The organism is Flavihumibacter rivuli (assembly GCF_018595685.2).
Taxonomy (GTDB): Bacteria; Bacteroidota; Bacteroidia; order Chitinophagales; family Chitinophagaceae; genus Flavihumibacter; species Flavihumibacter rivuli.
Genome location: NZ_CP092334.1, coordinates 2,948,999 through 2,971,720, shown reverse-complemented (window position 1 = coordinate 2,971,720; position 22,722 = coordinate 2,948,999). Strand labels below are relative to the sequence as shown.

The 22,722-nt window shown below is 49.0% G+C and carries 18 protein-coding genes; 3 read left to right on the top strand and 15 right to left on the bottom strand.

Annotation, left to right across the window (positions count from 1 at the left end; genetic code table 11):
- Positions 1–77: 77 nt before the first annotated feature.
- From KJS94_RS12615 to KJS94_RS12570, 10 genes are all read right to left on the bottom strand, one after another.
- Positions 78–1,847, bottom strand: a complete 1,770-nt coding sequence (locus KJS94_RS12615) for a WG repeat-containing protein (protein ID WP_214447840.1) — start codon at positions 1,845–1,847, stop codon at positions 78–80.
- A 179-nt stretch (positions 1,848–2,026) separates the two neighbouring features.
- On the bottom strand, positions 2,027–3,268 hold the full coding sequence (locus tag KJS94_RS12610) for a DUF418 domain-containing protein (protein WP_214447839.1): 1,242 nt from the start codon (positions 3,266–3,268) through the stop codon (positions 2,027–2,029).
- A gap of 115 nt (positions 3,269–3,383) precedes the next feature.
- Entirely contained in the window at positions 3,384–4,004 is a 621-nt protein-coding gene (locus KJS94_RS12605; RefSeq protein WP_214447838.1) for a hypothetical protein, read from the bottom strand.
- A gap of 227 nt (positions 4,005–4,231) precedes the next feature.
- Positions 4,232–4,675, bottom strand: coding sequence for a DUF4864 domain-containing protein (locus KJS94_RS12600; RefSeq protein WP_214447837.1), 444 nt, complete (start codon positions 4,673–4,675; stop codon positions 4,232–4,234).
- A gap of 68 nt (positions 4,676–4,743) precedes the next feature.
- Positions 4,744–5,340 carry a Crp/Fnr family transcriptional regulator gene (locus tag KJS94_RS12595; protein ID WP_214447836.1) on the bottom strand — a complete coding sequence of 199 codons (597 nt, stop codon included), beginning with the start codon at positions 5,338–5,340 and terminating at the stop codon, positions 4,744–4,746.
- A gap of 134 nt (positions 5,341–5,474) precedes the next feature.
- Positions 5,475–6,569: a DUF695 domain-containing protein gene (locus tag KJS94_RS12590; RefSeq protein ID WP_214447835.1), complete on the bottom strand. Its 1,095-nt coding sequence runs from the start codon at positions 6,567–6,569 to the stop codon at positions 5,475–5,477.
- Between the two features lie 143 nt (positions 6,570–6,712).
- Positions 6,713–7,420, bottom strand: a complete 708-nt coding sequence (locus tag KJS94_RS12585; protein ID WP_214447834.1) for a hypothetical protein — start codon at positions 7,418–7,420, stop codon at positions 6,713–6,715.
- Between the two features lie 303 nt (positions 7,421–7,723).
- On the bottom strand, positions 7,724–8,260 hold the full coding sequence (locus KJS94_RS12580) for a DapH/DapD/GlmU-related protein (protein WP_239804158.1): 537 nt from the start codon (positions 8,258–8,260) through the stop codon (positions 7,724–7,726).
- A gap of 259 nt (positions 8,261–8,519) precedes the next feature.
- Entirely contained in the window at positions 8,520–8,960 is a 441-nt protein-coding gene (locus KJS94_RS12575) for a GNAT family N-acetyltransferase (protein ID WP_214447832.1), read from the bottom strand.
- 1,292 nt (positions 8,961–10,252) lie between these two features.
- Positions 10,253–12,826: a hypothetical protein gene (locus KJS94_RS12570; RefSeq protein WP_214447831.1), complete on the bottom strand. Its 2,574-nt coding sequence runs from the start codon at positions 12,824–12,826 to the stop codon at positions 10,253–10,255.
- Positions 12,827–13,986: 1,160 nt separating this feature from the next.
- Between KJS94_RS12570 and KJS94_RS12565 the strand changes: the two genes are divergently transcribed.
- Positions 13,987–14,142 (top strand): lmo0937 family membrane protein, encoded by a 156-nt coding sequence (locus KJS94_RS12565; RefSeq protein ID WP_214447830.1) that lies wholly within the window; start codon positions 13,987–13,989, stop codon positions 14,140–14,142.
- A 257-nt stretch (positions 14,143–14,399) separates the two neighbouring features.
- On the opposite strand, the gene KJS94_RS12560 is transcribed toward KJS94_RS12565, so the two are convergent.
- The 4 genes from KJS94_RS12560 to KJS94_RS12545 form a co-directional block, all read right to left on the bottom strand.
- Positions 14,400–15,206, bottom strand: coding sequence for an SDR family NAD(P)-dependent oxidoreductase (locus KJS94_RS12560; protein ID WP_214447829.1), 807 nt, complete (start codon positions 15,204–15,206; stop codon positions 14,400–14,402).
- Between the two features lie 282 nt (positions 15,207–15,488).
- Positions 15,489–16,067 (bottom strand): Crp/Fnr family transcriptional regulator, encoded by a 579-nt coding sequence (locus tag KJS94_RS12555; RefSeq protein ID WP_214447828.1) that lies wholly within the window; start codon positions 16,065–16,067, stop codon positions 15,489–15,491.
- A 774-nt stretch (positions 16,068–16,841) separates the two neighbouring features.
- A complete protein-coding gene (locus tag KJS94_RS12550) occupies positions 16,842–17,543 on the bottom strand; it encodes a VIT1/CCC1 transporter family protein (protein ID WP_214447827.1) in 702 nt (233 codons plus the stop codon).
- A 676-nt stretch (positions 17,544–18,219) separates the two neighbouring features.
- Complete coding sequence (locus KJS94_RS12545) at positions 18,220–19,584, bottom strand: vanadium-dependent haloperoxidase (protein ID WP_214447826.1); 1,365 nt, start codon at positions 19,582–19,584, stop codon at positions 18,220–18,222.
- A 254-nt stretch (positions 19,585–19,838) separates the two neighbouring features.
- Here KJS94_RS12545 and KJS94_RS12540 point away from each other — a divergent pair, with 254 nt between their 5' ends.
- Both KJS94_RS12540 and KJS94_RS12535 read left to right on the top strand, forming a co-directional pair.
- Entirely contained in the window at positions 19,839–21,008 is a 1,170-nt protein-coding gene (locus tag KJS94_RS12540) for a sensor histidine kinase (RefSeq protein ID WP_214447825.1), read from the top strand.
- Positions 21,001–21,735, top strand: a complete 735-nt coding sequence (locus KJS94_RS12535; protein WP_214447824.1) for a LytR/AlgR family response regulator transcription factor — start codon at positions 21,001–21,003, stop codon at positions 21,733–21,735. The genes KJS94_RS12540 and KJS94_RS12535 overlap by 8 nt, the downstream gene beginning before the upstream one ends.
- Before the next feature lie 291 nt (positions 21,736–22,026).
- Here KJS94_RS12535 and uraH read toward each other — a convergent pair whose 3' ends face one another.
- On the bottom strand, positions 22,027–22,437 hold the full coding sequence (gene uraH / locus KJS94_RS12530; RefSeq protein WP_214447823.1) for a hydroxyisourate hydrolase: 411 nt from the start codon (positions 22,435–22,437) through the stop codon (positions 22,027–22,029).
- Positions 22,438–22,722: the final 285 nt, after the last annotated feature.

The window sequence follows — 22,722 nt, the reverse complement described above, 5'->3', positions numbered from 1 at the left end:
ACAAAGACGTCTTTGTGCAACTTAGTGTCTTCGTGTCTTTGTGGCCCACTACCCCCATGCCATTACTTCCCCAACATTTATTCCTCTTCAAGAACCGGTAGTCCGCGTTCGGTAAGACGGCTTTTCAGGGTATAGAATCCGGCCTTGTCGGATGCCGTGACCATTTCTACGATACCATTGCTAAAATTACCAGCCGACCGGAACTGCGCCGGGATCCTTAATACGCCGGTTTTGTCAATCATTCCCCAGCCTGTTGCCAATCGAACTGCTGCAAAGCCATTGTGAAAAGAGTTGGCTTCGCTAAACACAGGCGGGATCACCATCTTCCCGGAAGGATCGATATAGCCATATTTCCCATCCTGTTTTACGATAGCCAATCCTTCAGAAAAGTTGGCAGCGTAGTCATATTTGCAGGGAATGACCTTTTGCCCACTGATATCAATATAGCCCCATTTGCCTCCTGATTTTACCAGGATCCTGTTGTCCCTGTAGATATGGGTAGAACTCTCAATGGTCGGGTCGAACCTTCCCAATTCCTTGCCGGTCTGGTCGATCATTTTGTAAACAGAACCTTCTTTTACAAATGCCACATAATTATAAAACTGCTCTGCATCGTTGTATTTCATGGGGATCACCAGCTCCCCGTTCCCATCGATGAAGCCATATTTGTTGCCATCACTGACCATTGCCCGACCATTGCTGAAACTGCTGGCAAAGGCATAGGGTAGTGGTTTCCTGTATTTGCCCGCATCATCAATAATATAGAGGGAAGCACTACTGGCTACAATGGCCATACCTTTTGAAAATGCAGGAAGGGAATAGACAGGCTTTCCCTGTTCATCCTTTTTTACACTCCACCTGAAATTGGATACGGGTTGACCGGATCGGTCAATGAAAAAGTATTCCATATTACTGGCAACTATGGCCTTTCCCGATTTGGGATCGAAATCAAAGGCGTGATCGTACTGTGGCTGGATGAGCATCTTACCCGTAGAATCAATGAACCCCCATTTGCCATCTTTTTTGACCCTTGCCAATCCCCCGGAAAACATGTAGGCATCTTCATAAATAGGGCGGATCAGTTCATGGCCGGTTTTATCAATAAAGCCCCATTCACCTTTGTCCAGTTCTACCAATGCCAGGTTATTGTCCCTGAATGGATAGATGGTTTGGTACTTGATCCTGGTTATGGCCTTTCCTGTGGTATCTATAAGTCCTTGCCTGGATTTTTTGTAAACGACAGCCACTCCTTTCTGGAAAGCCTGCACCCCATCGAGATCGAAGGACTTCACTTCCTTTCCCTGCCTGTTGAGCAAGACCCATTCTTCTTTCTTTTTGGCCCAGGCAAACCCATTACTGAAATTACCGGCATAGTCATATTGTAAAGGGGAGATCTCATTCCCCTCACGGTTGATATAGCCAAACTTCCCATTCAGGTAAACCCTTGCCCTGCCATCGTAGAAATCATCGGTCAAATCATAACGGGGTTGCACCAGTTCTTCCCCATTCTCGTTGATGAAGCCCCATTTTTTATTCCTGTTGACCGCCGCCACATTGCCCTTGTAATCCAATACGAAGTCGTAAAAGCTTCCAATGATCTTGCCCTCCCTATCCATAAAAGCATATTTGCCCTGGTGACGGATCCGGAGCTTGAACATTTGAGGCGGACCGAAATAGTCATAGCCTTTTTGGGTAGCAAGGGAATAAAATGGCCCGGAAAAATCATAGTCATCTTCTGGTAAATCATCCAGATCATATTCCTGTGCTGTAGTTAGGACAGGAGAAAGGATCAGGACATGCAGGAATAGCAGGCATAGGCGAATGCCAGGGCGGAGCGCTTTCATCATTGACTTAACCATTAATTACCGGAAAAGTACAAGTTTATACTATATTCTTCGCTTCTTTCCTGCTTCAGGGAGGCCACGAAGGCACCAAGGCCCGAAGGAACACGAAGACGTCTTAGTGCAACTTCGTGTCTTCGTGTCTTTGTGGCCCCAACAATAAATACCCAATCCTTCCCGCTCCATCAAAAACTCACTGCCTTACGCAAGGGAATCTTTTTCCCATAGGTCAGTTGTCGCCAGATCCATTCCATGGGACCGAAATTGAAACGGCTGAACCACCAGTTGCTGAAGATGACCTGGAAGAGATAGATCAGTAATCCTATCGGGAGGTAAAGGGATGGACCAATATTCCCGCCCAGTCCTAAACCAACGCCATAGAAAATGGAAATCCCCAGGACCGTTTGCATGAGGTAATTCGTGAGGGCCATCCTGCCCATGGGGGCGAGGAAACGCAGGATACTGGTATCCTTGTGTTTGATCCAATGCAGGCAGACAATGGAGGTATAGGCAAGACAGAGCGGGACAACGCTCAGGGCAAAAAAGACAGTATGTGCCAGTCCAACCGGATTGGGAATATGTGGTTGGAAGATCTCAAAATAGGTACAGCAGAACGCCGCTGGTATGCCTATGATCAGTCCCCATTTGCGCAGGAGCCTGAATATCCTGGTATAGCTTTCCAAATGCAGGTGGATCATTTTCCTTCCGGCATAGAAACCGAGGATGAACATGCCGAATACCTTGGGTAGGCGGTTGGTGTCCAGCAGGTAGGCAATCCGGTACAAATAGCCCGAAGCTTTCCAGTTGCTCCATTCTGCCCATCCTGCACCGTCGTTGTAGAGGTATTTGGCATAAGCATCTGTTGTTGGCAGCCCGGTTCGCTTGTCCACTTCCCTTGCCAGCATCTCGAAATATGCTCCGTTCTTGTAGTGAAAGGCAATGCTAAAAATATCGAAAATGATGGGCGATAGGACCAGCGCTGCGGACAGGATCAGCAGTTTCCTATCGGGCCAGTTGCGGAACAGTGGTAAGAAGAATCCCAGCACTGCGTACAAGGTAAGGATATCGCCGTCCCAAAGGAATCGTAAATGCAGGATGCCGATGATCAGCAGAATGAATAACCTGCGGTAGAAAATGCGATGTGCATCAAGTCCCTTCTTTTCATTGCCCAGGAACTGGATCGCGAAACCAATCCCGAACAACAAGGAGAAAAGGCTGAAGAATTTCCCGTTGATAAAGGTGAACTCCAGTAAGGCCAATGCCCCATCGGCCGGCCAGGTGGGAAGCGATTGACGGTCGGTATCGGTCAGGAAGCCCCAACCGGTAAAACCGAATAGATTGTCCATCAAAACCCCGAAGAGCGCAAAGCCCCTGAGGACATCCAGGATATCCGCTCTTTGCTGGGAGGGAATGGGATTGGCTTCCATGTTGGGAATAAGGTTTTGGTTCCTGATTTAATTGGGGAGGGCAGGGATTGGATGGATTGATCAGAAAGGATCAAGCCAGGCTTCACTAGTATTCCTTTAAAATAGTATAATATTCCTAAAGGGCCGTTCTGGATGGACCGGCATTTACCTGGTCCAGTCTTTTGCTCACCAGCAGGAAGGTAATGGGGGAAAGTACTGCATAACCCAGGATACCGATATTCCTGACCTGCATGTTGTCCAGTACAACACCTAATAAGCCAAGAAAGGATAAGAATGCAGCAATGGTCAATACCCATTTCAGGGTTGGGTGTTTCCCATCACGACTGAAGACCGGTATTAAAAATACCAGGGCCAGGGGGAAGAAAAGGTCCCAGGCCAGGATATCCAGGGCATAGACCAGGGAAGGCCATTGAAAGGATAGCCATTGCGAGATGCCCGGTAAGTTTTGCATAATGGGATGGTCCGCGATCGTGAGTACCACAAAATGAACAGCGCAAGTGGTACCCGTCATAAGCGCCATGAATACAACTGCCAATAGGCTGTAGACCTTATCGGCTGCGGGAGTGATGGTATGTAAGGCTGCCACACTGACCAGCATCAATAACGCGATGAGGATGGTCAGCAATTCCATGAGTGTGAAATAGGGATCGGCTATGACGGCCTCTTTGGAAGGAAGGGATGCCAGTCCTATGGCGGTGATGACGGCATAGATGATTCCCGTGAGGAATACTGCCATGGATGCGCGTTTGGCTAATGTATTTGCCGGTTGGACTTTAGCTTCTCTTTGCATGGTTGGAGCGATGCAATGGTTAGGGTAATGGAAGATACGAAGAAACAGACCCTTATGGGGTAAGAATACTTGATATGGCCACAAAGTCACCAAGACACGAAGAAGCACGAAGGCGTCTTGGTGTTCTTTTGTGTCTTAGAGTCTTCGTGGCCCCACCAACCATTGTACTACTTTTAGTTTGGGGATTTGCTTACTATTTGGGGAATATCATTGACGATCATCCAGTCATCCTGCTTTTTGATGAGACTGTAATAGTTGGTGAAGACGGTCTTTTCCCCTTCCAGTTTCACTTTGACGATAGCGGCGTTCCCATGGACGTCGATCAGCGAGAAGGAAACCGTTCTTTTGTTCCCGCCTGCCTTACCGTTCCTGATCATTTCCAGGTATTGGGCTTTGGGAAGGATGGTAGTGGTCCCACTGTTGTTGTAATTGTGAAGGACCACCCTGAATTCAGGATCCAGGAATTTTTCGGCAGCTTCGGTATTGCTGTTGTCAAGAGCTGCGGCATACGCTGTGATAAGCGTTTCGATTTTTTGATTGTCCATTTCGTTTTTGTTTTGCGCATTAATGGTGAGTGCTGTGACCATCATTAATACCGGTAATAGAATCCTTTTCATGTCCTGCGATTTGCAGACACAAAGTTGGTATGACCCAAAAACGAATTCTGTGACTTAAATCAAAAAGTTCAGCGGGAGCTGCGGTTGCGGATCCTGCTGAGTGTTTCCCTTCGTATCCCGAGGAAGGACGCGACATACTGGAGTGAAACACGTTGAATGATCTCTGGTGATTTTTGCAGCAGGAATTTGTAGCGCTCCTCCGGATCGTAGAGCGTATACATTTCTTTCCATTCATTCTCTTCCACTATCATGCCTTCCAGAATGGCACGGCCTACCGCCTGTAGTTCTGTGGATTTTTCATAAATGCCGATAAGGCTGTCCTTGTATAGCCTTGCAGTAATGGAATCTTCCAGGGCCTGTAAATAGGTATGGGACGGCGTGACGGTAGTAAGGCTTTTCATATTGGTGAGGCAGATGCCTTCGAGGTAAATGCCTGTTGTGATATCTTCCCCGTCCTTGTTGGAAAAAGCCCTGAAGGAACCTTTGTAGATGAAATCTATATGCCGGCAGATCTTGCCTTCTTCAACGATGTATTCGCCTTTCTTGCATGCCTTCACCGTCAGGATATTTTCTATCAGTTCCCATGTTTCATCCCTGAAGGAAGCATAGGAACGGATATGTTCCTTATATGCTTTGTAGATGAGCGAAGGATCAGGCATTTTCATAGTGCAATTTATGGCTTATTGAGAAAACGGGGTTTGGGCCACAAAGGCACCAAGACTCCAAGGAACACAAAGACGTCTTAGTGCAACTTAGTGTCTTCGCGCCTTCGTGGCCCTAAAAAGATCAAAGTTTTTCCTCAGCCCTGACGGAAATTTTCAACGGTTTGCCAGTACTTGTCCTTGTGGATGGAGAAGGAAAGATCCAGTGCGCCCTCATATTTTTTAACCAGCCGGTGCAGCACGGTGGAAGGCTTGCGAAACTCCTTGCAGGCCATGTAGATGGTGCGTTTGTTGTTACCCGTTTGCCTTCCCAGGTTGAGGTAGCCCTGGTAATCGCGGAGTTCCTCCATCATTTCCTCTTCGAATTGGTTAAGGAGTTCATAGGTTGACTTATCCGGCAGGCCGTTGTTATCATCACCATTGTAATTGATCTCCACTATCAGCATCCAGGGATGGGAAGCCTTGCTATCCCATTCCATGAGGCTTGAATTGACCACAGCGATCATGGTCCAGCCATTCTGGTAGGTCCCTTCAAGGGTGGAATAGCTATCGTTTTCGGTGTTGTGCCTTACCCCTTCGTATTTCTCCACGAATTCCTTCTCCCGCCAGTTGAGGTAGTCCTTGAGCTTGCTCACGGGGATCAATTCCTTTTCCGCGGTCTCCCTGCCCATAACCTTCAGGTTATCAATTTCCGTAACGGCATTCAGTTCCCCCAGGTAGTTGTCGAGGAAAAGGTAGATGCCATGGGTGATGGTGGATTCGTCTTCTTTACTGTACTGGTCGTAGACCATCACGATATCCACTTCATCCGGATAGTCGGGATGGTCGATGGCGTAGAAGGAAAGGTTACTGTGGTCATAGGTATAGCCATTCATGTCGATCCTTACATTGGCAATATCCATGGCCGGCTTCAGCGCGGTGAATTTCCAGTTGGGCAGTTCCGGTGCATCGGCAACCAACTCTTCAATAAAGGCGATATCCTTGATCACCCCTTCGGGGGTGAGGATCAGTTCCGCCCTTTCCTTGTCCAGCATCCCTGCCAGGAAATAGATATCGGGCTTGAGCTCATCGAGTTTCTGGCTGAGTTGGTCGAAGAAGCCGGTCTCGGGATCCTTGCCGGATTTGATGATATGGTAAAAAGATTGCTGGTTGTCGAGGAACCAGGACCAGAACTCCTGGTTGGACCTGATGGGGGCTTGTTTTTTACGGAAAAGGTTCTTGAGGAAATTCATGGACGAAAGATAGGATGAATCGGGTTATCGTAAAAGAGGGAAAATCGGTGGGGGATGGGCCACGAAGACACGAAGACTCGAAGAAGCACGAAGCCGTCTTAGTGTAACTTAGTGTCTTCGTGCCTTCGTGGCCCCTAGGAAAATCAATTTATCGCAACGCCCACCACAAATCCCAGCCAGGGCTTGTTGTTGTAGATCCATATCTTCCTGTCGCTGTTCAGCAGGTAATCGAATCCGACTGCCAACCCAAAGCTGACGAAGCTGGTCTCGATGAATCCCGCAAAGCCCCCCTGAAGGATCATCCCATTATAGTCATTTCCGGTCCTGTTGTTGGTCGTAAAGGGATTGACAGGTGTTGTTCCCGGCCCTGCGAAGAAGCCGAAATCATAGCCCAGGCTGGATAATTTTTGGTAAGGCCTGCCTAGGGGATCCTTTTTGCTGGTGATCTTGTAGTTGTCAAACCGCCAACCCGCGTAGATGGCAATGTTCAGGTCGGTGGTCAGTTGCGGGGGTAATCCATTTACTGATGGACGGTATTTCAACAGAACAGAAGTAATATCAATGTCAAGGCTTTGCTTTTTGAACTTCAATGGAGTGGTTAGCAGGCTGTCGGGATCTTTTAACTTGATAGAGAGGAATTGCTCTTTAGCAGGTTTTTTATTTACCTGTTCATAGAGGTCGATCTTTTCTTCCGAGATATCTGCATAAACATCCTTTGATTTGTTGTCCGGGTAGAATTTATAGTAGCCACTGTTAAAGCCGTGTTTAGAGACTTTATCTACCGTACCGCATGCTGTTAACAAGGCCATACAGGTAGCTGAGATGAGAAAATAGAGTAAGCATTTTTTCATGGTGGCCCGCTTATTAAATGTAAGGAAATTCAGGGAAGCACACATAAAGGACGACCAAAACAATTTAAACCCCAGCAGGGTCTCCCGTAGGGGACCCTGATGAATAGTGGGATGAAAATTTATCGGGGTATAGGCCACTAAGACACCAAGACTCGAAGGAACACCAAGACGACTTGGTGCAACTTAGTGTCTTGGTGTCTTCGTGGCCCAACTTAAATAATAGGTAAGAGGTTCATCGGGCTTGCCCACGACCGCGCTCGCTTGGGTAGGGAATTTCATCATTAAAATAGGAAAGTAAAACCTTCATCCAATCGACTTAATCACCTTCGCCGGGATACCACCCACGATGGTATTGGCGGGAACATCCTTGTTCACCACCGCGCCTGCTGCGACGATCGAATTTTCACCGATGGTCACACCGGGCAGGATACTTGCACCAGCGCCGATCCAGGCATTCCTGCAGATACGAACGGATTGAAGATCGAGGTCCTTCCGCCTGCTGGGATCAACAGGATGGTTTTCGGTAATGAGGTTGACCTTCGGACCGATCTGCACATCGTCTTCAATGGTGATGCCACCCAGGTCGAGGAAGGTACAGGCATGGTTGATGAATACCCGCTTACCCAACCTGATTTGACGGCCAAAATTGGTGTAGAAGGGCACAAAGACCACCGTACTCGGGTCAATGGGGGTTCCGGTTATCGTTCCCAGTAAATCCCGCGTTTGCTTAATACCGGTAGAATTGTTCAGCTGCGGCACTAATGCCAGTGTCCGCGAGACCTGCTCCCATAATGCGGGCATACGCGGATCATCATTGCGGATGATACCGCCTTTAAGCATGTCGGTGAATAAATCATTGTGTGGGTGCATAGGAACAAAGCGTTAAGGTAAGAAGAATTTTGTCCCTAAAGTGCCGGGCTAAACCCCAGCAGGGTCTCCCGTAGGGGACCCTGATGAATAGTGGGATGGAAGTTTATAGCGGTATAGGCCACTAAGACTCCCACAACAATACTGTTGGGGCAGGCGAAGACTCGAAGGAGCACTAAGACGTCTTAGTGCAACTTAGTGTCTTGGTGTCTTTGTGGCCCCACTAACAATGCTATTCCTCCAATACCAGGTAAACAAATGCTTCCCCTTCTGACCCACCCCTGGATCTTGCTGAGAATCCTTTTCTTTGATAAAACTCCAGCGCAGCCTCGTTCTTTACCAGGCATTTGAGCCCGATAGGGTAACCGGTATGGTCAATAGCCGCATTCAGTAATGCTGTGCCCACACCGTGATGGTGGTATTCCCTGGCTACATACAAGTGATGGATAAATCGGTCAGGCAGCCAGACTGAAATAAAGCCAATAATTTTATCATCTGCCATGGCCACCAGGATATATTCCCCTTCTGTCTCTTGATCAAAGTCTGGCAAAGTATACTGCGTAGGATCTGCCCAGGTAAAGGTCTGCTGCCTTGTTTCCAGGAAGAGGTTCCGTAATGCATCCAGGTGTTGTTCCTTGGCTATTTCAATTTTAATGGCTAATGGATCTTTCATTAGATGATGATGAGTTGACAGGGCTTCATGTTAGTGGAAAACCACCATTCCGTTCATCGACCCTGCCCAACCGGTGAAAATAGGGACAAATACGGATTTTGTCTCGATGTTGTTTATAATCATCTATTTCGTATCAATCACTATTTTTTGTAACGCACCGCGCCCGCCGAAGCAAAGCGAAGGCGGGAAGAACGCGAAGGAGGTTTTACTTTTGAGGGGTTTTTGAGAACGCAAAGCATTGGCTGCGCCAATGTAAACCCATCTTTTCCGGTAGTTGTTTGTTGCAAGGTAATTGTATCCTTCGCCGCTGTTGTGTGTTATCAGCAACAGCTCCTAAGGATAACCAATGGAAACGTTGATTTATAATTTGGAATTTTACCTTACACCTCAGCGGGGTCTCTCGAAGGGGGCTCCGATGGGGATCGGAAGGACAACTATAATAGGATTATTTATCCTGGAATCCTTAGGAAGTATCCCCTGTCGGCATAATCTGGAACTGAAAGTTTCCATAACTGTCCACAGATAAGGCATTCATAAATTTGATACCTGCTGTTTGTTGATGGTGAATTTTGGCAATCTTTCATTTTAATGCTTTTATCGTTGGCAATTTTCTTTGTCAGCTCCAAATCGAAGACTTCAAAGTCATGTTGCGTAGGGAAGGATCTTATCTCCCTGTTAAAACAACTGTCACACATTCTCGTATATCATGATTGGTTATTGGATTTTAATTGGGATTACAGCTGGCTTATAAGAAAACTAGCTTTTTAACCTATTGGTGTGTCTCACAGAATACCCAGGTGGACATTACTTTTCTTTTGGAATATATGTATAAAAGGCGAAATAATTTATGCATCCAACAGCTAAGCTCATCTTCCAACTACCCGTTGGTCATAAGACACAACGGGGGCGACAGGGGTGTTAAAACTTTTCGCCCCATGGTGATACTCTTCAAGAGTCCCTGATGAATTTTCATCCCACTATTCATCAGGGTCCCCTGCGGGAGACCCTGCTGAGGTGGAGATGTTGGTGCACAGTAGTCCTTTCAGGAGCCCCAGCTGGGGTAGGGGAGAGTACGTTATAATTGAAGGCGTAAAGCTTTGGCGCAGCCAAAACGTTGCGCTCTTGAATATCCCTCAAATGCCTGACCGCGTCTGGCTACCTTCTCTTTGCTTCGTCGGGCACGGTGCGTCTTTGCGAATCTTGGCGTCTTTGCGTGAAGCAACCCCTTTTTCTGCCTTGGGGTTAGAATAGTTCGCCAATGAAAAACCCCGGCGCTTCACTGGGGTCATTCATTAGTTCTCCATTTCCCTCCTTTCCCTTTCCTCCTGCTCCGCTTCCATTTCCAGTTTCTTCTCCCTCAGGTTCCAGGGATAATTGTATTTCACTTCTATGGCTCCTTTCATTTCATAGGTATCTTTTCGGCCCTTACTATCGGTGATGGTCAGTCGCACATCGTACTTGCCGGGTTTGGCGGTCTCGTAGTCGATGATGGGATTCTCTTCGGTGGAACTGCCCTGGATGGAGCCGGGGAATTCCCAATACCATTTGGCACCCTCCCGACGGATGGCCGAATGGTCATAGAAGAAGACCTTGCGCTCATCACTCTCGCCCGAAGGCAGGCTGCGCTTGTTCAGGGCGATCAGTGCCCTGGGCTGGAAATCCTCCACCAGGTCGGTCTCCCAGATGCCACGGTAAGTACCGATCCTGATCTTCGCCTTATCGTAATTCAGGCTGATGAAATTGACCGGTGTATAAGGCAATCCTGTTCCTACCTTCACCCATTTGCCGGTACGGGCACTGCGATAGAAGACCCCGGGATCTGCCCCCAGATAGATGCCGCCTTCTGTCCCGCGCTGGAAGGCCGCGGTCAGCAATTCATTCACCGGCAGTTCGGCGGAATGGTAATCCTGCCAGCTCTGGCCACCATCGCGGGTCTCCATCACCTTCCGCTTGTTCTGGTAGCCACCGATCACCAACCAGGCATGCTGTGGGTCACGGTCGTCGATAGCGATATCATTAAAGGGATATTTCACGGCAATGCTGTCCTTGGGTGTCCGTTCTGTCCAGTTCTTCCCGCCATCTTCGCTGAGATATACCTGTGAAGGTTTCTGGCCAATGGCATAGAGCACGTTCGGGTAACTAACACTGATCCTTACCCGCTTTCCATAGGCCTTGGTGGGGAAGGTCAGCAGGGTATCCACCGTTCTGGCATTGTCGCGGCTCATCACCACCCTGCAGGTATCATAGCGCCAGTGCGGCTTGTCCTCATCGATGGCATAGAGGGTGTACACATCATTGGGATGGAACTCCACGTTGCGGTTGGGGATATAGCCGAACTTGATGGGCGACTTGACAGAACTGGCCTCATCGCGCAGGTGCGTAGGACGCTTCACGATATAATGGTCATAGGGCGTGGCATAGACATAACGGTCATCGAATGGGTTCACGCTGGCGGTCATGGCATCACCGCCGCCATAATGGTACCAGTCCTTGCCATAGAGTTTTTGGTCATAGATCATGGTGCCGCTATGGTCCACGCCAACAGCCATCACATCGGTCTTGAAGGAAGTGCTGAAGCCCCAGAGGTCCTGGCCGCTGAAGCCTTCCATCCTTGTCTGTTGGCGCGTCTGCAGGTCCACATGGTTGAGCCCGCCATCATTGGCCAGCCACACATCATTGCCGATCACTTTAGCGGTCTGGATATCCCCATGGATGCCATACTGTCCCTGTTTGCGCAGGAATGTCCAGGTCTTGCCGGCATCCTTGCTGAACACGGCGCCGGAGGCGGCCATCACCATGGTCTGCGGATCGCGGTCCGACAAGCCAAAGGCAGTTGCCCAGCCCACCTGCTGGAAAGAAGCCTGCCAGAAGGAGTTATCGGTATAGTTGAAATCATAGCGCTCCTTGTCCTCATCCGCGCTGTACATATGGAAGAGGGAATAGTGTGCATCGATATAACGATAGTTCTTCTCCTGTTGGATGGTCTTGAAACTTTTACCGGCATCCTCGCTCACCAGAAAGGCGCCCACCATCTGCTTCTTCTCTTCCTGCTTCACGGATGTCTTCACCTGCGCATCGCCGAAGATGAGCAGGTAGAGCTTGTCGGGCGAAGCCTTGGAAACGGCGGCCGTAATATCATGGAGCCTCGTGAGGCGAGAAGGGTCGGGCAGTCCGGTGGTAGAAGGTGAATAGGTCTTCCCGCCATCTTCGGAGCGCAGGATCACGAAGGTCTTGGGATCCTTCTTATAAGCGCCACCGGTATAGACGATGCGGTTATTGGTGGGATGGAACTCGATGAACTGTGCCTGCCATCCGGGTAGGACAGCCGTCCAGGCCGTACCGCCATCGAGGGTTTGGTAGAGCGTATCGCCGGCAGTGGCGACTACCTGCTGTGGATTGGCTGGCGCCACGCTGAGTAGGGTGCGGTCATCGTTCCATTTCTCGCGGTCGGCGCAGGGCAGTTTGTGCAGGAGGTTGAGTTGGGTGAAAGCCCAGTGCTCACCGCCGTCGGTGCTTTTGATGATGCCCACGGTAGTGGCGGCATAGACGATGGCGGGATTGCTGGCAGCGATCTGGATCTTCTTCACGTTCTCTACGGGCAGGTCGAGACTGGTATTGCGCCAGGACTTGCCCTTGTCCTTGCTGAGCCAGATGCCGCTGCTCATGCCGCCCATGATGAGGCGGTTGGGTTGGGAGGGATGCACATCGATGCTGCGCATCACGCCCAGTCCGGGTGCGCCGGTCTCACCCGTGGTCTTGTGGATGGAAAAAGGTCCCAGGGGTTTCCAGGGCGATTGCTTCAGCTGTGCGGTCAGGGCCTGACCGGCCAGCAATAGGGCCAGCGTCAAAAAATGGCGTGTAGTCATGGCAGTGTTTAGTAGGTATTCAACGGTACAACCTTCACTGGAAGAACCCTGCTGTCTCCTACTTTGGTGCGAAGCAGCTGGTGGCCCATCCGGAAGGACTGCCATAAACATACACCCGCTAATGACCTGCTGGTACATGCAAACGATTGCCCGAAATCAGGGATGTCCATGACCTGCTATTGCATCATCGGGATATAGGATAAGTATACCGAGAGTATACCATGAGTATACCATGAGTATACCATGAGTATAGGATGAGCGAAGGATGAGTATAGATTTGATGCAAGAAATACCTGCACGCCTTTTTCACCTCAGCAGGGTCTGCTGAAAGGGCTGCCGTGTACCCACATCTTCACCTCAGCAGGGTCTCCCGCAGGGGACCCTGATGAATAGAAGGGAGAAAATTCATCGGGGACTCTCGAAGAGTACCAATATGGGTTGAAAGATTTAACGCCCCCCCCGTCGCCCCCTCTGTATCTTATGACCAACGGGTAATTGGAAGATGAGCTTAGTTGTTGGATGCAAAAATTGTTTTGCCTTTTATACATCGGGGTCCCCTGCGGGAGACCCCGCTGGGGTTAAAATAGATATGGGTACACCGATCACCCCAGCAGGGTCTGCTGAAAGGGCTGCCGTGTACCCACATCTTCACCTCAGCAGGGTCTCCCGCAGGGGACCCTGATGAATAGAAGGGAGAAAATTCATCGGGGACTCTTCAAGAGTACCAGTATGGGTGGAAAGATTTAACGCCCCCCCGTCGCCCCCGTTGTGTTTGATGACCAACGGGTAATTGGAAGATGAGCTTAGCTGTTGAATGCAAAAATTGTTTTGCCTTTTATACATCGGGGTCCCCTGCGGGAGACCCCGCTGGGGTTAAAATAGATATGGGTACACCGATCACCCCAGCAGGGTCTGCTGAAAGTGCTGCCGTGTACCCACATCTTCACCTCAGCAGGGTCTCCCGCAGGGGACCCTGATGAATAGCAGGATGGATATACATTGGGAGACGCTTGAAGAGCACCACAATGGTGTTAAATGGAATTGTAGAACAATAGTGATAACAATCATCACACCCAATGAACCTGCTCATGGGTTAGCATTCTAAAGAAGTGTAGCTTGGTATAGTCAGTTGTTGATTCATAACCATTAAAACAAGTAATATGGGAAATCTACTTTATCTGGTAGCCGTAATACTCATTATCGGCTGGGCAGTTGGTTTTTTTGCCTTTAATGCAGGTGCAGTTATCCATATTCTACTGGTAATTGCATTAATTGCCATTATACTAAGGATTATCCAGGGCAGAAAACCGATCTAGGTAGTTGAATTGCAAGGTTTTCATCATCATGTTAAAGGCCTGTGCTTTTGATGCTTTTCATGTTGGATCAATTTTTCCCTAACTACCCGGACCTGCTAATGTCAATGAAAGGAGCATAAGCCTTTCATGGGGCCGACAATTGCATTAACCTCGGACACCCGTTACACAGATGGTAAGGATCGTTCAATGGATCAATCACCATTGAACGATCCCTGAATGGTTTATCCAGCCAGCAGTTATTTGCCTATTCGGTGCTGCTAGCGCTGGTGCTGTGTAAAGCCACCCATGACCTTTTTCATGATCTTTATTTTTGCCGACCTCGGGACGGTAGCTAAACTGTACACCAGGACTTTAGAGAGAAGGCCCGGGACGACATTATTGGTCCTGCCAAGTGCCTTGAGGATGGGAACGCCAATTTTTTCGGGTGCCAGGGAATTGCCCATCTTCATGTTGGCCCGATGAGCGAAGCCGCTGTCCACAGGGCCGGGCGCTGCTGCCAGCACATCTACCTGAAAAGGCTTTAGCTCTACTGCCAACGCTTCAGCAAAGCTTTGGATATAGGCTTTGGTGGCGGCATAGTGGGCGGCATAGGGAACCCCCTGGAAAGCGACCAGTGAACTCAGGAAGATGATCCCTCCCCTTTTTTGCTGTTTGAATTGTTGGGCAAAATAATGGGTGAGGGACAGCACCGCTTCACAGTTTACCCGAAGCATATTGATCTCCGTGAACAAGGAGGCATCAACAAAAAGCCCTGAAGTCCCGAAACCGGCATTGTTGACCAGCAAGCCAATGGGCAGGCCCCGGGAGGCCTGGATGATCTTATCTATGCCACCGGCTTCCGCCAGGTCGGCGACCACCGGGATCACCTGAACCTGATGGCGGCTGAGTTGCTTTTTCGCCTGCAGTAAGCGTTCTTCCTGGCGGCCATTGATGATCAGGTTGATGCCGGAGGCTGCCAGTTGATGGGCCAGTTCCAAACCGATGCCCGATGAGGCCCCGGTCACGATGGCCCATTCCCCATAGTTGCTTTTTAACCTCGCTTTTTCTTTAGCCGTCAATGTCATAGTACTGCTGTTTTTAATTGATGAATAGGTTTAGGTAATGAAAGGAAGATCTTGCCGCTACCTGCAATGCAAAGCATTTTCAATCATCCCTGGTGCAATGCTTCAGGTTCCCTTTCTTGATCAAGAAGGGGAGAAGCTTTTGTCATTGGTGTTGATATAGGATGATCCTTAGTTGCTGACCGCTATTCCCGGAAGGCCGCTTGCGCTACAGGTCACTAATGGTTGATGTCCTTTCATTGGACAAATGTCAGCAGTTGCTATTGCCCAAACGATAACATTTGTTTAGGGTTTTTCCCGGTCGGCTTTTTTCAGCCTGCTCAGGTGTACCGGGGTAATGCCGAGGTAAGAAGCGATCATATGCTGTGGTACCCGGTTGTGGATGTTGGGGAAGACATCGGTGATGGAGTCATATCTTTCTTTGGGCGTTCGGGCATAGAGGTTTTTGATGCGGTTGTCCTGGTAGATGAAGTAGAACTCGGCGATCAGTCGGCCTAGCCTATCGCCTTGTTGGAGGTTCTGGTAGCCCCACTCAATAGCGGCCCTGGGTAGCACCACGACCTCGGTTGCTTCTTCCGTTTGCAATTGGTAAGGCGAAGGGGTTTTTAACAGGAAGGCGGAATAATCGGCGATGAACTGGTTTTCGAGGGCAAAGTGGATGGTGTTTTCCACGCCCTCATTATCGGTGATCAGTACCCTGACCAGTCCCTGGTTGATAAAGAAGATCTCGTTGGGGACAATGTTGGGCCTGCTGATGATGGCCGAGCGTTTGAATTGTTTGATGGTACAGAAATGCAGAAAGTCCTCCAACTCCCTGTCGGAAATATCGATCATCTGTTGTATGACCTGCGTGAGCTGTTGCATATGCGTTTTAATGAACCCGGTATGAGTGAAACAGGCAGCTCATTAGGATGGTAATAAACAGCCCTGTCAAATAAAATTAGGGCAAAATACGGCTACTTTCTGCCCCAGCGCTGGCTATCATATACTCCATCGGGGTCTTCCGCAATTGCTACCGAGTACCTACATCTTCACCTCAGCAGGGTCTCCCGGAGGGGACCCTGATGAATGGTAGGAGAGAAATTCACCGAGACTTTAGCAGAGAACTCCTATTAGTAGATAAGATTTACTATCCCCCTTCGCCCCAGTTGTGTTTGGTGACCAACGGGTAGTTGGAAGATGAGCTTAGCTGTTGGATGCATTAACTATTTCGCCTTGTATACATCGGGGTCCCCTTCGGGAGACCCCGCTGGGGGTATAAATAGTTGTGGGTACACGGTAGCCCCTTCGGGAGACCCCGCTGGGGTAAAATAGATGTGGGTTCACCTCAGCAGGGTCTCCCGGAGGGGACCCTGATGGAAATGGACGAAATACATTTTAATATAGATCAACTAGGTCTCCCGATGCCGGCAATGATAGGTAGATGGGATTATGCAAGATGGTTTCCCACTGGCGTAGCTAATGTTGTACATACCCACAATATAAAGCCGCACTAGAAAAACGTAAAAGTCACCCAGCGTATACAAGGAGGAAAGGATGAGCGAGGGATGAGTATAGCATTGATGAAGGAAATTCCCAAACACCTTTGCCTATTACCCGCGATGCCTTTCCCGGGCAATACAGGTTGTGCCTAGTCAATTACAAACTAACCCCGAATAAATAACCTACTACAGCTGTTAACACCATGGCGATTGTTCCCCAAAATGTTACGCGGAGAATGGCCTTGGGAATGCTTGAACCACCGGTCTTTGCTGCCACTGCTCCCAGAATGGATAAAAAAAGAAGGGATAATCCGTATAAGTAATATTCCATATTTTGAACGGGGAGAAAAAATGCTCCTAAAAGGGGCATTATGCCACCGCCTACAAATGCTGATCCTGAAGCAATTGCTGCTTGTATCGGCTTGGCTTGATTTAGTTCATTAATTCCCAGTTCGTCCCTGACGTGTGCTCCCAAAGCGTCTACCTCTGTCAGTTCTTTTGCCACAATCATGGCCGTTTCCTTTTTAAGTCCCCTTTTCTCATAGATCTCTGCAAGTCGTTGGACTTCTGTTTCCGGCATGGATTTGAGTTCGGCTTTTTCTCTTTCTATGTCGGATTTTTCTACATCGGTTTGGGAGCTAACCGAGACATATTCTCCCGCCGCCATTGAAAGAGCGCCTGCCACTAACCCTGCCACTGTCGCTAAAACAATAGGTTCCCTTGTGGTACTGGCAGTGGCAATACCTATTGCCAGGCTGGCAATGGAGATGATTCCGTCATTGGCACCTAAAACAGCTGCTCTTAACCAATTGCTTCGGTGGATAAAATGACTGGAGAGATAATTGTCCAGGTTGTTCATGGTCCGTTATTTATATGGCACTAAAGGTGGGGGCTAATGCTGGGCTGGTGACCCGGATGCTGTCAGCCGGGAAAAGAAGCCCGGTCGGTAACCTTAGCTTAAAGTTAACGATTATGGCTGAATGTATCAGCTTCGGCCGGCGCTTAAGGTGCTACCGATTTGGGACAGATGGTTATTCCATCAGCCAGCATGGGAGAGAACGCATTGGTGTGCGTTCGAAGAACTTCCACCCAGCTATTTTCGCATACCCATCCGGGCATTGAGGATTGATCGCCATCGCGATCATGGATGAGGTGAAATATCCATACATTCACCAGCTATGCTCATCTTCCAACTACCGGTTGGTCATCAAACACAACGGGGGCGACGGGGGATAGTACAGCTCATCACGCCAGCGGGCGTGGTCGCAAATGACTCCTGATGAATTTCTCTCCTACTATTCATCAGGGTCCCCTGCGGGAGACCCTGCTGAGGGGAAAATGTGGGTACACGGTAGCCCGAAGGGGACTCCGTTGAGCAAAGACCCGGTTCCGCAGCATCCCCGAATTCAAAAGTGTGCAGCTGTCTATTGACCTGGAATAACAAAGCGATGCTTCCATTATCAGGAAAGCATCGCCAGTTTTTCTAGTGCAGGTAAGAGGTAGGTGCAACAGGAGGTTTATTCCTTCCACAAGGTTTATAATTTCTTAAAAGGCAATTGATCTACCATATTGCCTACCAGTCGTCCCTGGTTGATACCGGCATCCCCGGCAAACCTGAAGGTAGTGCCGCCGCTGACCCTGGCCTGTACAATGTCTTCCAGCATCTGGTCAAAGGACGTATAGGTCCACTCGCCATGGGTAGCTTTATGGATGTCGTCCACAAAGGAATAGTTGGTGCCAAAATAATTTTCCAGGATGGCGACTGAAGAAGCCGTCGCAGACATTTCATCGGGATAGGAAGGTGTTTGCGGCGTATTGGGCAGCGAACTCCAGGTGCCCTGGCCCAGTACATTCCTGATATAGGTAACCGGCCTGAGCAGTGAATAATGAAACTTTGATTTGAAGACAGCGATGATGGCATCGGAGCCGGCAATGGTTTGCTTGGCATACAGGGTGGCTGCGTCTTCCAGGTTCAGTCCTTCCTTCACCATGATCTGTGTAGAAATCCTCAGCATATGGGCAAGCGGGTTGTAATTCGGCGCGATGTCCCTCCAATTGTTGAATTGATTTGTTTCGTCGGTGCTAATGTTATTCCGGGACGTTGCGGTTTCTAAAGCGGCCTGGTAAAAAGCAGATCCGGGATCGGTGGAATAGGCGGGAGGCGGAGGGGCCAAAACGGTATTGGCAATATTCGGGATATAAGTATTTAGATTGCCCTGGCAGGCGCCGGCTACAGGGAGGAAGAATGGCGGTGTGGGCACCCAATTGCCCGGTCCGCCCAATGGTGTATACGGCGGACAGACCGCTAGACTTCCATCAGCATTCAGTGTGCCGTCGGTTTTGCTCCACTCGTAAATAAGGTCCGCTACGTAGCTACCGAATTCCCTGGAGAACTGTAGTCGTTCCGGACTGGCCTCCGACTGGAAGCGGGTATTGAAAGTGGATTCCAAAGCCTGCACGGCGGATAGGTTGGGAGCAGGGTAGTTCTCCATGATCTTCGAGGCTATCCTGGCAATGGCTGCATTGGCCGCGGCTGGCCAGTAATAGTCTTTTTTCTTGTCTACCATTATGGTGTTACCCGTAAAGTAGTGATACATGCTTTGGTAGGAAGGCATGCCCGGTACTACCGATTCGTAAAGCGCCATGCCGCTGTAAGAAAAAATGCGGAGCGATTGAGGGGAAAAATAGGGCTTGGTCCTGGAGATTTCTGTTAGCAGCATGAACCATTCAGTGGCCACCTCTGCCGGGTATTGTTTGGTATGCGGAAGCGCACTTGACTGGTTCTTGGCAGGAAGCACCACCACTTCGTCTGCCACCCCTTTCCTGCATGCCTGGTTAGCGACTGCAAAAATGGCAAGCAGCCCGATCAGGGCCAGCTTTGGCAAGTTGATCTTTTTCATAATTTTTTGATTAGGTTTAATGGTTAGCCTAAAACTACTCATCGGCAGGGGCATTTTTAATGAAATGCGGCTGAGGGCAGAACGGTTAAGGCAAACCGCTGCTTAAGCACGATGAATTGTAGGAAATCAGCTATTTCATCCCATTCCCGACTGTTGGTCTGCGACAAAATTGATTGGTCGTGCTTTGGATACTTCTGGTCGCAATATTTCCGAATGCGTGATTTATCATTTAAATTTAGAAGAGAAACTTACCTATGACGATCCAGGAGTTCATTTTTTCGGAGGACAAGAAGGTTCGCCTGAAACAACACCTGCTGTTTTGGGGAATTTGGTATCCCTACATTACCCTCACGCATGCCGCCTTCCCGTTCGGCTATCCGGAAATGGCCTATTTCAAGAATCCTGTCTACACCTGTACGGAAAGTTTCTTTGTGGTCTTGGCACAGGTTCCCCTGACCTATGGAATACTCTACTTTGTACTGCCCAGGTTCATTTTAAGGAAGAAATACTTGCTGGGCCTATTCTGGATCATTGTGCTCTGGTTTGCCGGCGGAGCGCTGAACCTCTATTTTTTGGGCAAGGTACTTCCGCAATTGCTGGCATTTTTATTACCGGCCAAATACCAGCCCCTTGCCCCACGCAGCGAAGGGGTATCCTTCTTTATGGCCGTCATTGCTACCAACAAAGGAGCTTTTACCATTGCCGCCAGTGCGCTGATGCTGAAATTTGGCAAACACTGGTATCACAAGGAACACCGTAACCTGCAGTTGCAAAAGGAGAATACCGAATCGCAGCTGAGGCTGCTGACCGCGCAGGTGCATCCGCATTTTTTATTCAATACACTGAACAATATTTACTCGCAAACACAGGTGGAATCCCCCAAAGGCTCTAAAATGATCATGGGGCTTTCGGATATCCTCCGGTATGTGTTGTACGAGGGACAAAAACCATTGGTACCCTTAAGCCAGGAATTGCAGTTGGTGAACGAATATATCAACCTGGAAAAGATCCGCTATGGCAACAGGCTGGAGGTGCATGTGTTGATGCCGGAAACCCCGGGGGATATCTATATTGCCCCTTTGTTGTTGCTGCCATTTGTCGAGAATTGTTTTAAGCATGGTACCAGCAACATATTGGAGAATCCCTGGATCAACCTGACCATTGAGTTGAAGGATACCACGCTGGTGATGAAGTTGATGAATGGGAAAGCGCCGCTAAAGACGAACGACCGGAACCAGTCCGGTATTGGCATCAATAACGTAAGGCAACGGCTTGATCTTTTATACAAGCAGCAATACGAGCTGCAGATCAGGGATGAAGAAGAGGTATTTGTGGTGGACTTGCGGGTCGACCTGATCAGGATCAGGAATAAGCAGGAGGAGGAAGCCTTGACGCCCATTCACCCAAATATGGTGTATGCCTAACGGAAACCAGCTACCGATCAAATGCATCATTGTGGATGATGAACCCATGGCAAGGGATGTGGTGAGGCGGTATGTACAAATGGTCCCCACGCTGAAGCTGGTTGGTGAATTTGGCAACGCCATTGATGCCACCATTTTCCTGCAGGAGCAATCAGTGGACATTATTTTCCTGGACATCAAAATGCCGCAACTCACCGGGACAGAATTTGTGAGAAGCCTGCACACGGTACCCAAGATCATCTTCACTACGGCACATAAGGAATATGCACATGAAGGCTTTGAGCTGGATGTGACCGATTACCTACTGAAGCCCATCCGGTTTGACCGTTTCCTAAGGGCGGTAAATAAAGCCTTCCCGCAAAAGCAACAGGAAATCCAGTCTGCTGCTGCCGTGGCCGCTGAGGAAGGCAAGCCGGCCAATTCCTTCATTTACCTTCGGTTGGACCGCAAGATGAAGAAAGTGCTGCTGGATGATATCCTGTATATTGAAAGCAACAGGGATTATGTAAAAGTGTTTACCGAAAAAGACATCATCATCACCCGGCAAACCATTGCCTCCGTAGAGGCCATGCTGTCGGAAAGCCAGTTCATCCGCGTGCATCGTTCCTACATCGTGTCCCTGAGTAAGTTAAAGTCCTTCACGGCGGAAACCGTGGAGATCGGCAACAAAGAATTACCCATCGGCAAATTGTACCGCAATAATTTCTTAAAACTCCAGGGCAGTTGATTGCTGGTTGGTTATGCTTGTTGAAGTAAATCAACAAGCATAACCAATTAAATAGGGGCAAGAATAACTAGAGAAGCCAAAAAACTTCTAGCGTTCTTCCCACCTTCGCTTCGCTTCGGCGGGCGCGGTGCCTTACAAATGAAATCGAAAATTGGCGTAGCCAATACTTTGCGTCCTCAAAAACTCCTCAAAAGCATAACCTTCTTAGCGTCCTTTGCGTATTCTTCGCGCTCTTTGCGTTACAAAAAACCATTGGCGCAGCCAATAGGTTTCACTCTTAATGTCCTTCCATCAATTACCCCTATAAGTAGAATACCCAAACGGCGAAAGTGTCAGCGGAACATGGTAATGGGAGCTTCCCCGGATCGCGAACACCACTTCGATAAAAGGATAGAAGCTCTCCCATTTCCTGCGTTCGAAATATTCCCTGGTCAGGAAGACCAATTTATAAGTGCCGTCATTGTTGCCCCCTGTGGGAAGGAAGTCCTTGATGCGTCCATTCCCATCAGTCTTTTGCTCACTGATCTTTTTCCATGACCCCGCCAGTGAGTCATAGCGTTCCAGCCGGATGGTCACACCCGTGGCCGGACTGCCACTAGAAATGTCGAGGATATGGGTGGACAACTGGTAGGACTTGTCCTGCGCCTGGAGGGAGAACTGGCAGGCAAGGATAACGCTAAATAGTAGAATGAGTTTTTTCATGCCCAATTAACAGGAGGAGCCGGAGTTGGTTGAGGGTGGGCTGTTAAGGGTGTGCTAATGTGTGTGGCAAATGTTAGGAAAGGATAGTTGATCCGCAATTTTCTTTTAATATTCTTTCTACTTCTCAACTGAGAATTTACTAACTGAAATAAACCGCCGATCTTGTACCAGTAGCTCAGCTATACAAAAGGGGGGCAACATGTGCCTGAGTAACAGTTGAAAAATCATCCTGGAAATAGTTAGGGCCAAACTGAACTCAATAAAAGGGAGCAATTTGGCCCGGAA

What these genes read in the sequence shown, in the direction of transcription:
- KJS94_RS12575 (WP_214447832.1), bottom strand. Translation starts at nt 8,960, where the DNA reads ATGAAAGATCCATTAGCCATTAAAATTGAAATAGCCAAGGAACAACAC.
- KJS94_RS12615 (WP_214447840.1), bottom strand. Translation starts at nt 1,847, where the DNA reads ATGATGAAAGCGCTCCGCCCTGGCATTCGCCTATGCCTGCTATTCCTG.
- KJS94_RS12590 (WP_214447835.1), bottom strand. Translation starts at nt 6,569, where the DNA reads ATGAATTTCCTCAAGAACCTTTTCCGTAAAAAACAAGCCCCCATCAGG.
- KJS94_RS12565 (WP_214447830.1), top strand. Translation starts at nt 13,987, where the DNA reads ATGGGAAATCTACTTTATCTGGTAGCCGTAATACTCATTATCGGCTGG.
- KJS94_RS12560 (WP_214447829.1), bottom strand. Translation starts at nt 15,206, where the DNA reads ATGACATTGACGGCTAAAGAAAAAGCGAGGTTAAAAAGCAACTATGGG.
- KJS94_RS12535 (WP_214447824.1), top strand. Translation starts at nt 21,001, where the DNA reads ATGCCTAACGGAAACCAGCTACCGATCAAATGCATCATTGTGGATGAT.
- KJS94_RS12570 (WP_214447831.1), bottom strand. Translation starts at nt 12,826, where the DNA reads ATGACTACACGCCATTTTTTGACGCTGGCCCTATTGCTGGCCGGTCAG.
- KJS94_RS12550 (WP_214447827.1), bottom strand. Translation starts at nt 17,543, where the DNA reads ATGAACAACCTGGACAATTATCTCTCCAGTCATTTTATCCACCGAAGC.
- KJS94_RS12585 (WP_214447834.1), bottom strand. Translation starts at nt 7,420, where the DNA reads ATGAAAAAATGCTTACTCTATTTTCTCATCTCAGCTACCTGTATGGCC.
- KJS94_RS12605 (WP_214447838.1), bottom strand. Translation starts at nt 4,004, where the DNA reads ATGGCAGTATTCCTCACGGGAATCATCTATGCCGTCATCACCGCCATA.
- uraH (WP_214447823.1), bottom strand. Translation starts at nt 22,437, where the DNA reads ATGAAAAAACTCATTCTACTATTTAGCGTTATCCTTGCCTGCCAGTTC.
- KJS94_RS12610 (WP_214447839.1), bottom strand. Translation starts at nt 3,268, where the DNA reads ATGGAAGCCAATCCCATTCCCTCCCAGCAAAGAGCGGATATCCTGGAT.
- KJS94_RS12595 (WP_214447836.1), bottom strand. Translation starts at nt 5,340, where the DNA reads ATGAAAATGCCTGATCCTTCGCTCATCTACAAAGCATATAAGGAACAT.
- KJS94_RS12600 (WP_214447837.1), bottom strand. Translation starts at nt 4,675, where the DNA reads ATGAAAAGGATTCTATTACCGGTATTAATGATGGTCACAGCACTCACC.
- KJS94_RS12580 (WP_239804158.1), bottom strand. Translation starts at nt 8,260, where the DNA reads ATGCTTAAAGGCGGTATCATCCGCAATGATGATCCGCGTATGCCCGCA.
- KJS94_RS12555 (WP_214447828.1), bottom strand. Translation starts at nt 16,067, where the DNA reads ATGCAACAGCTCACGCAGGTCATACAACAGATGATCGATATTTCCGAC.
- KJS94_RS12545 (WP_214447826.1), bottom strand. Translation starts at nt 19,584, where the DNA reads ATGAAAAAGATCAACTTGCCAAAGCTGGCCCTGATCGGGCTGCTTGCC.
- KJS94_RS12540 (WP_214447825.1), top strand. Translation starts at nt 19,839, where the DNA reads ATGACGATCCAGGAGTTCATTTTTTCGGAGGACAAGAAGGTTCGCCTG.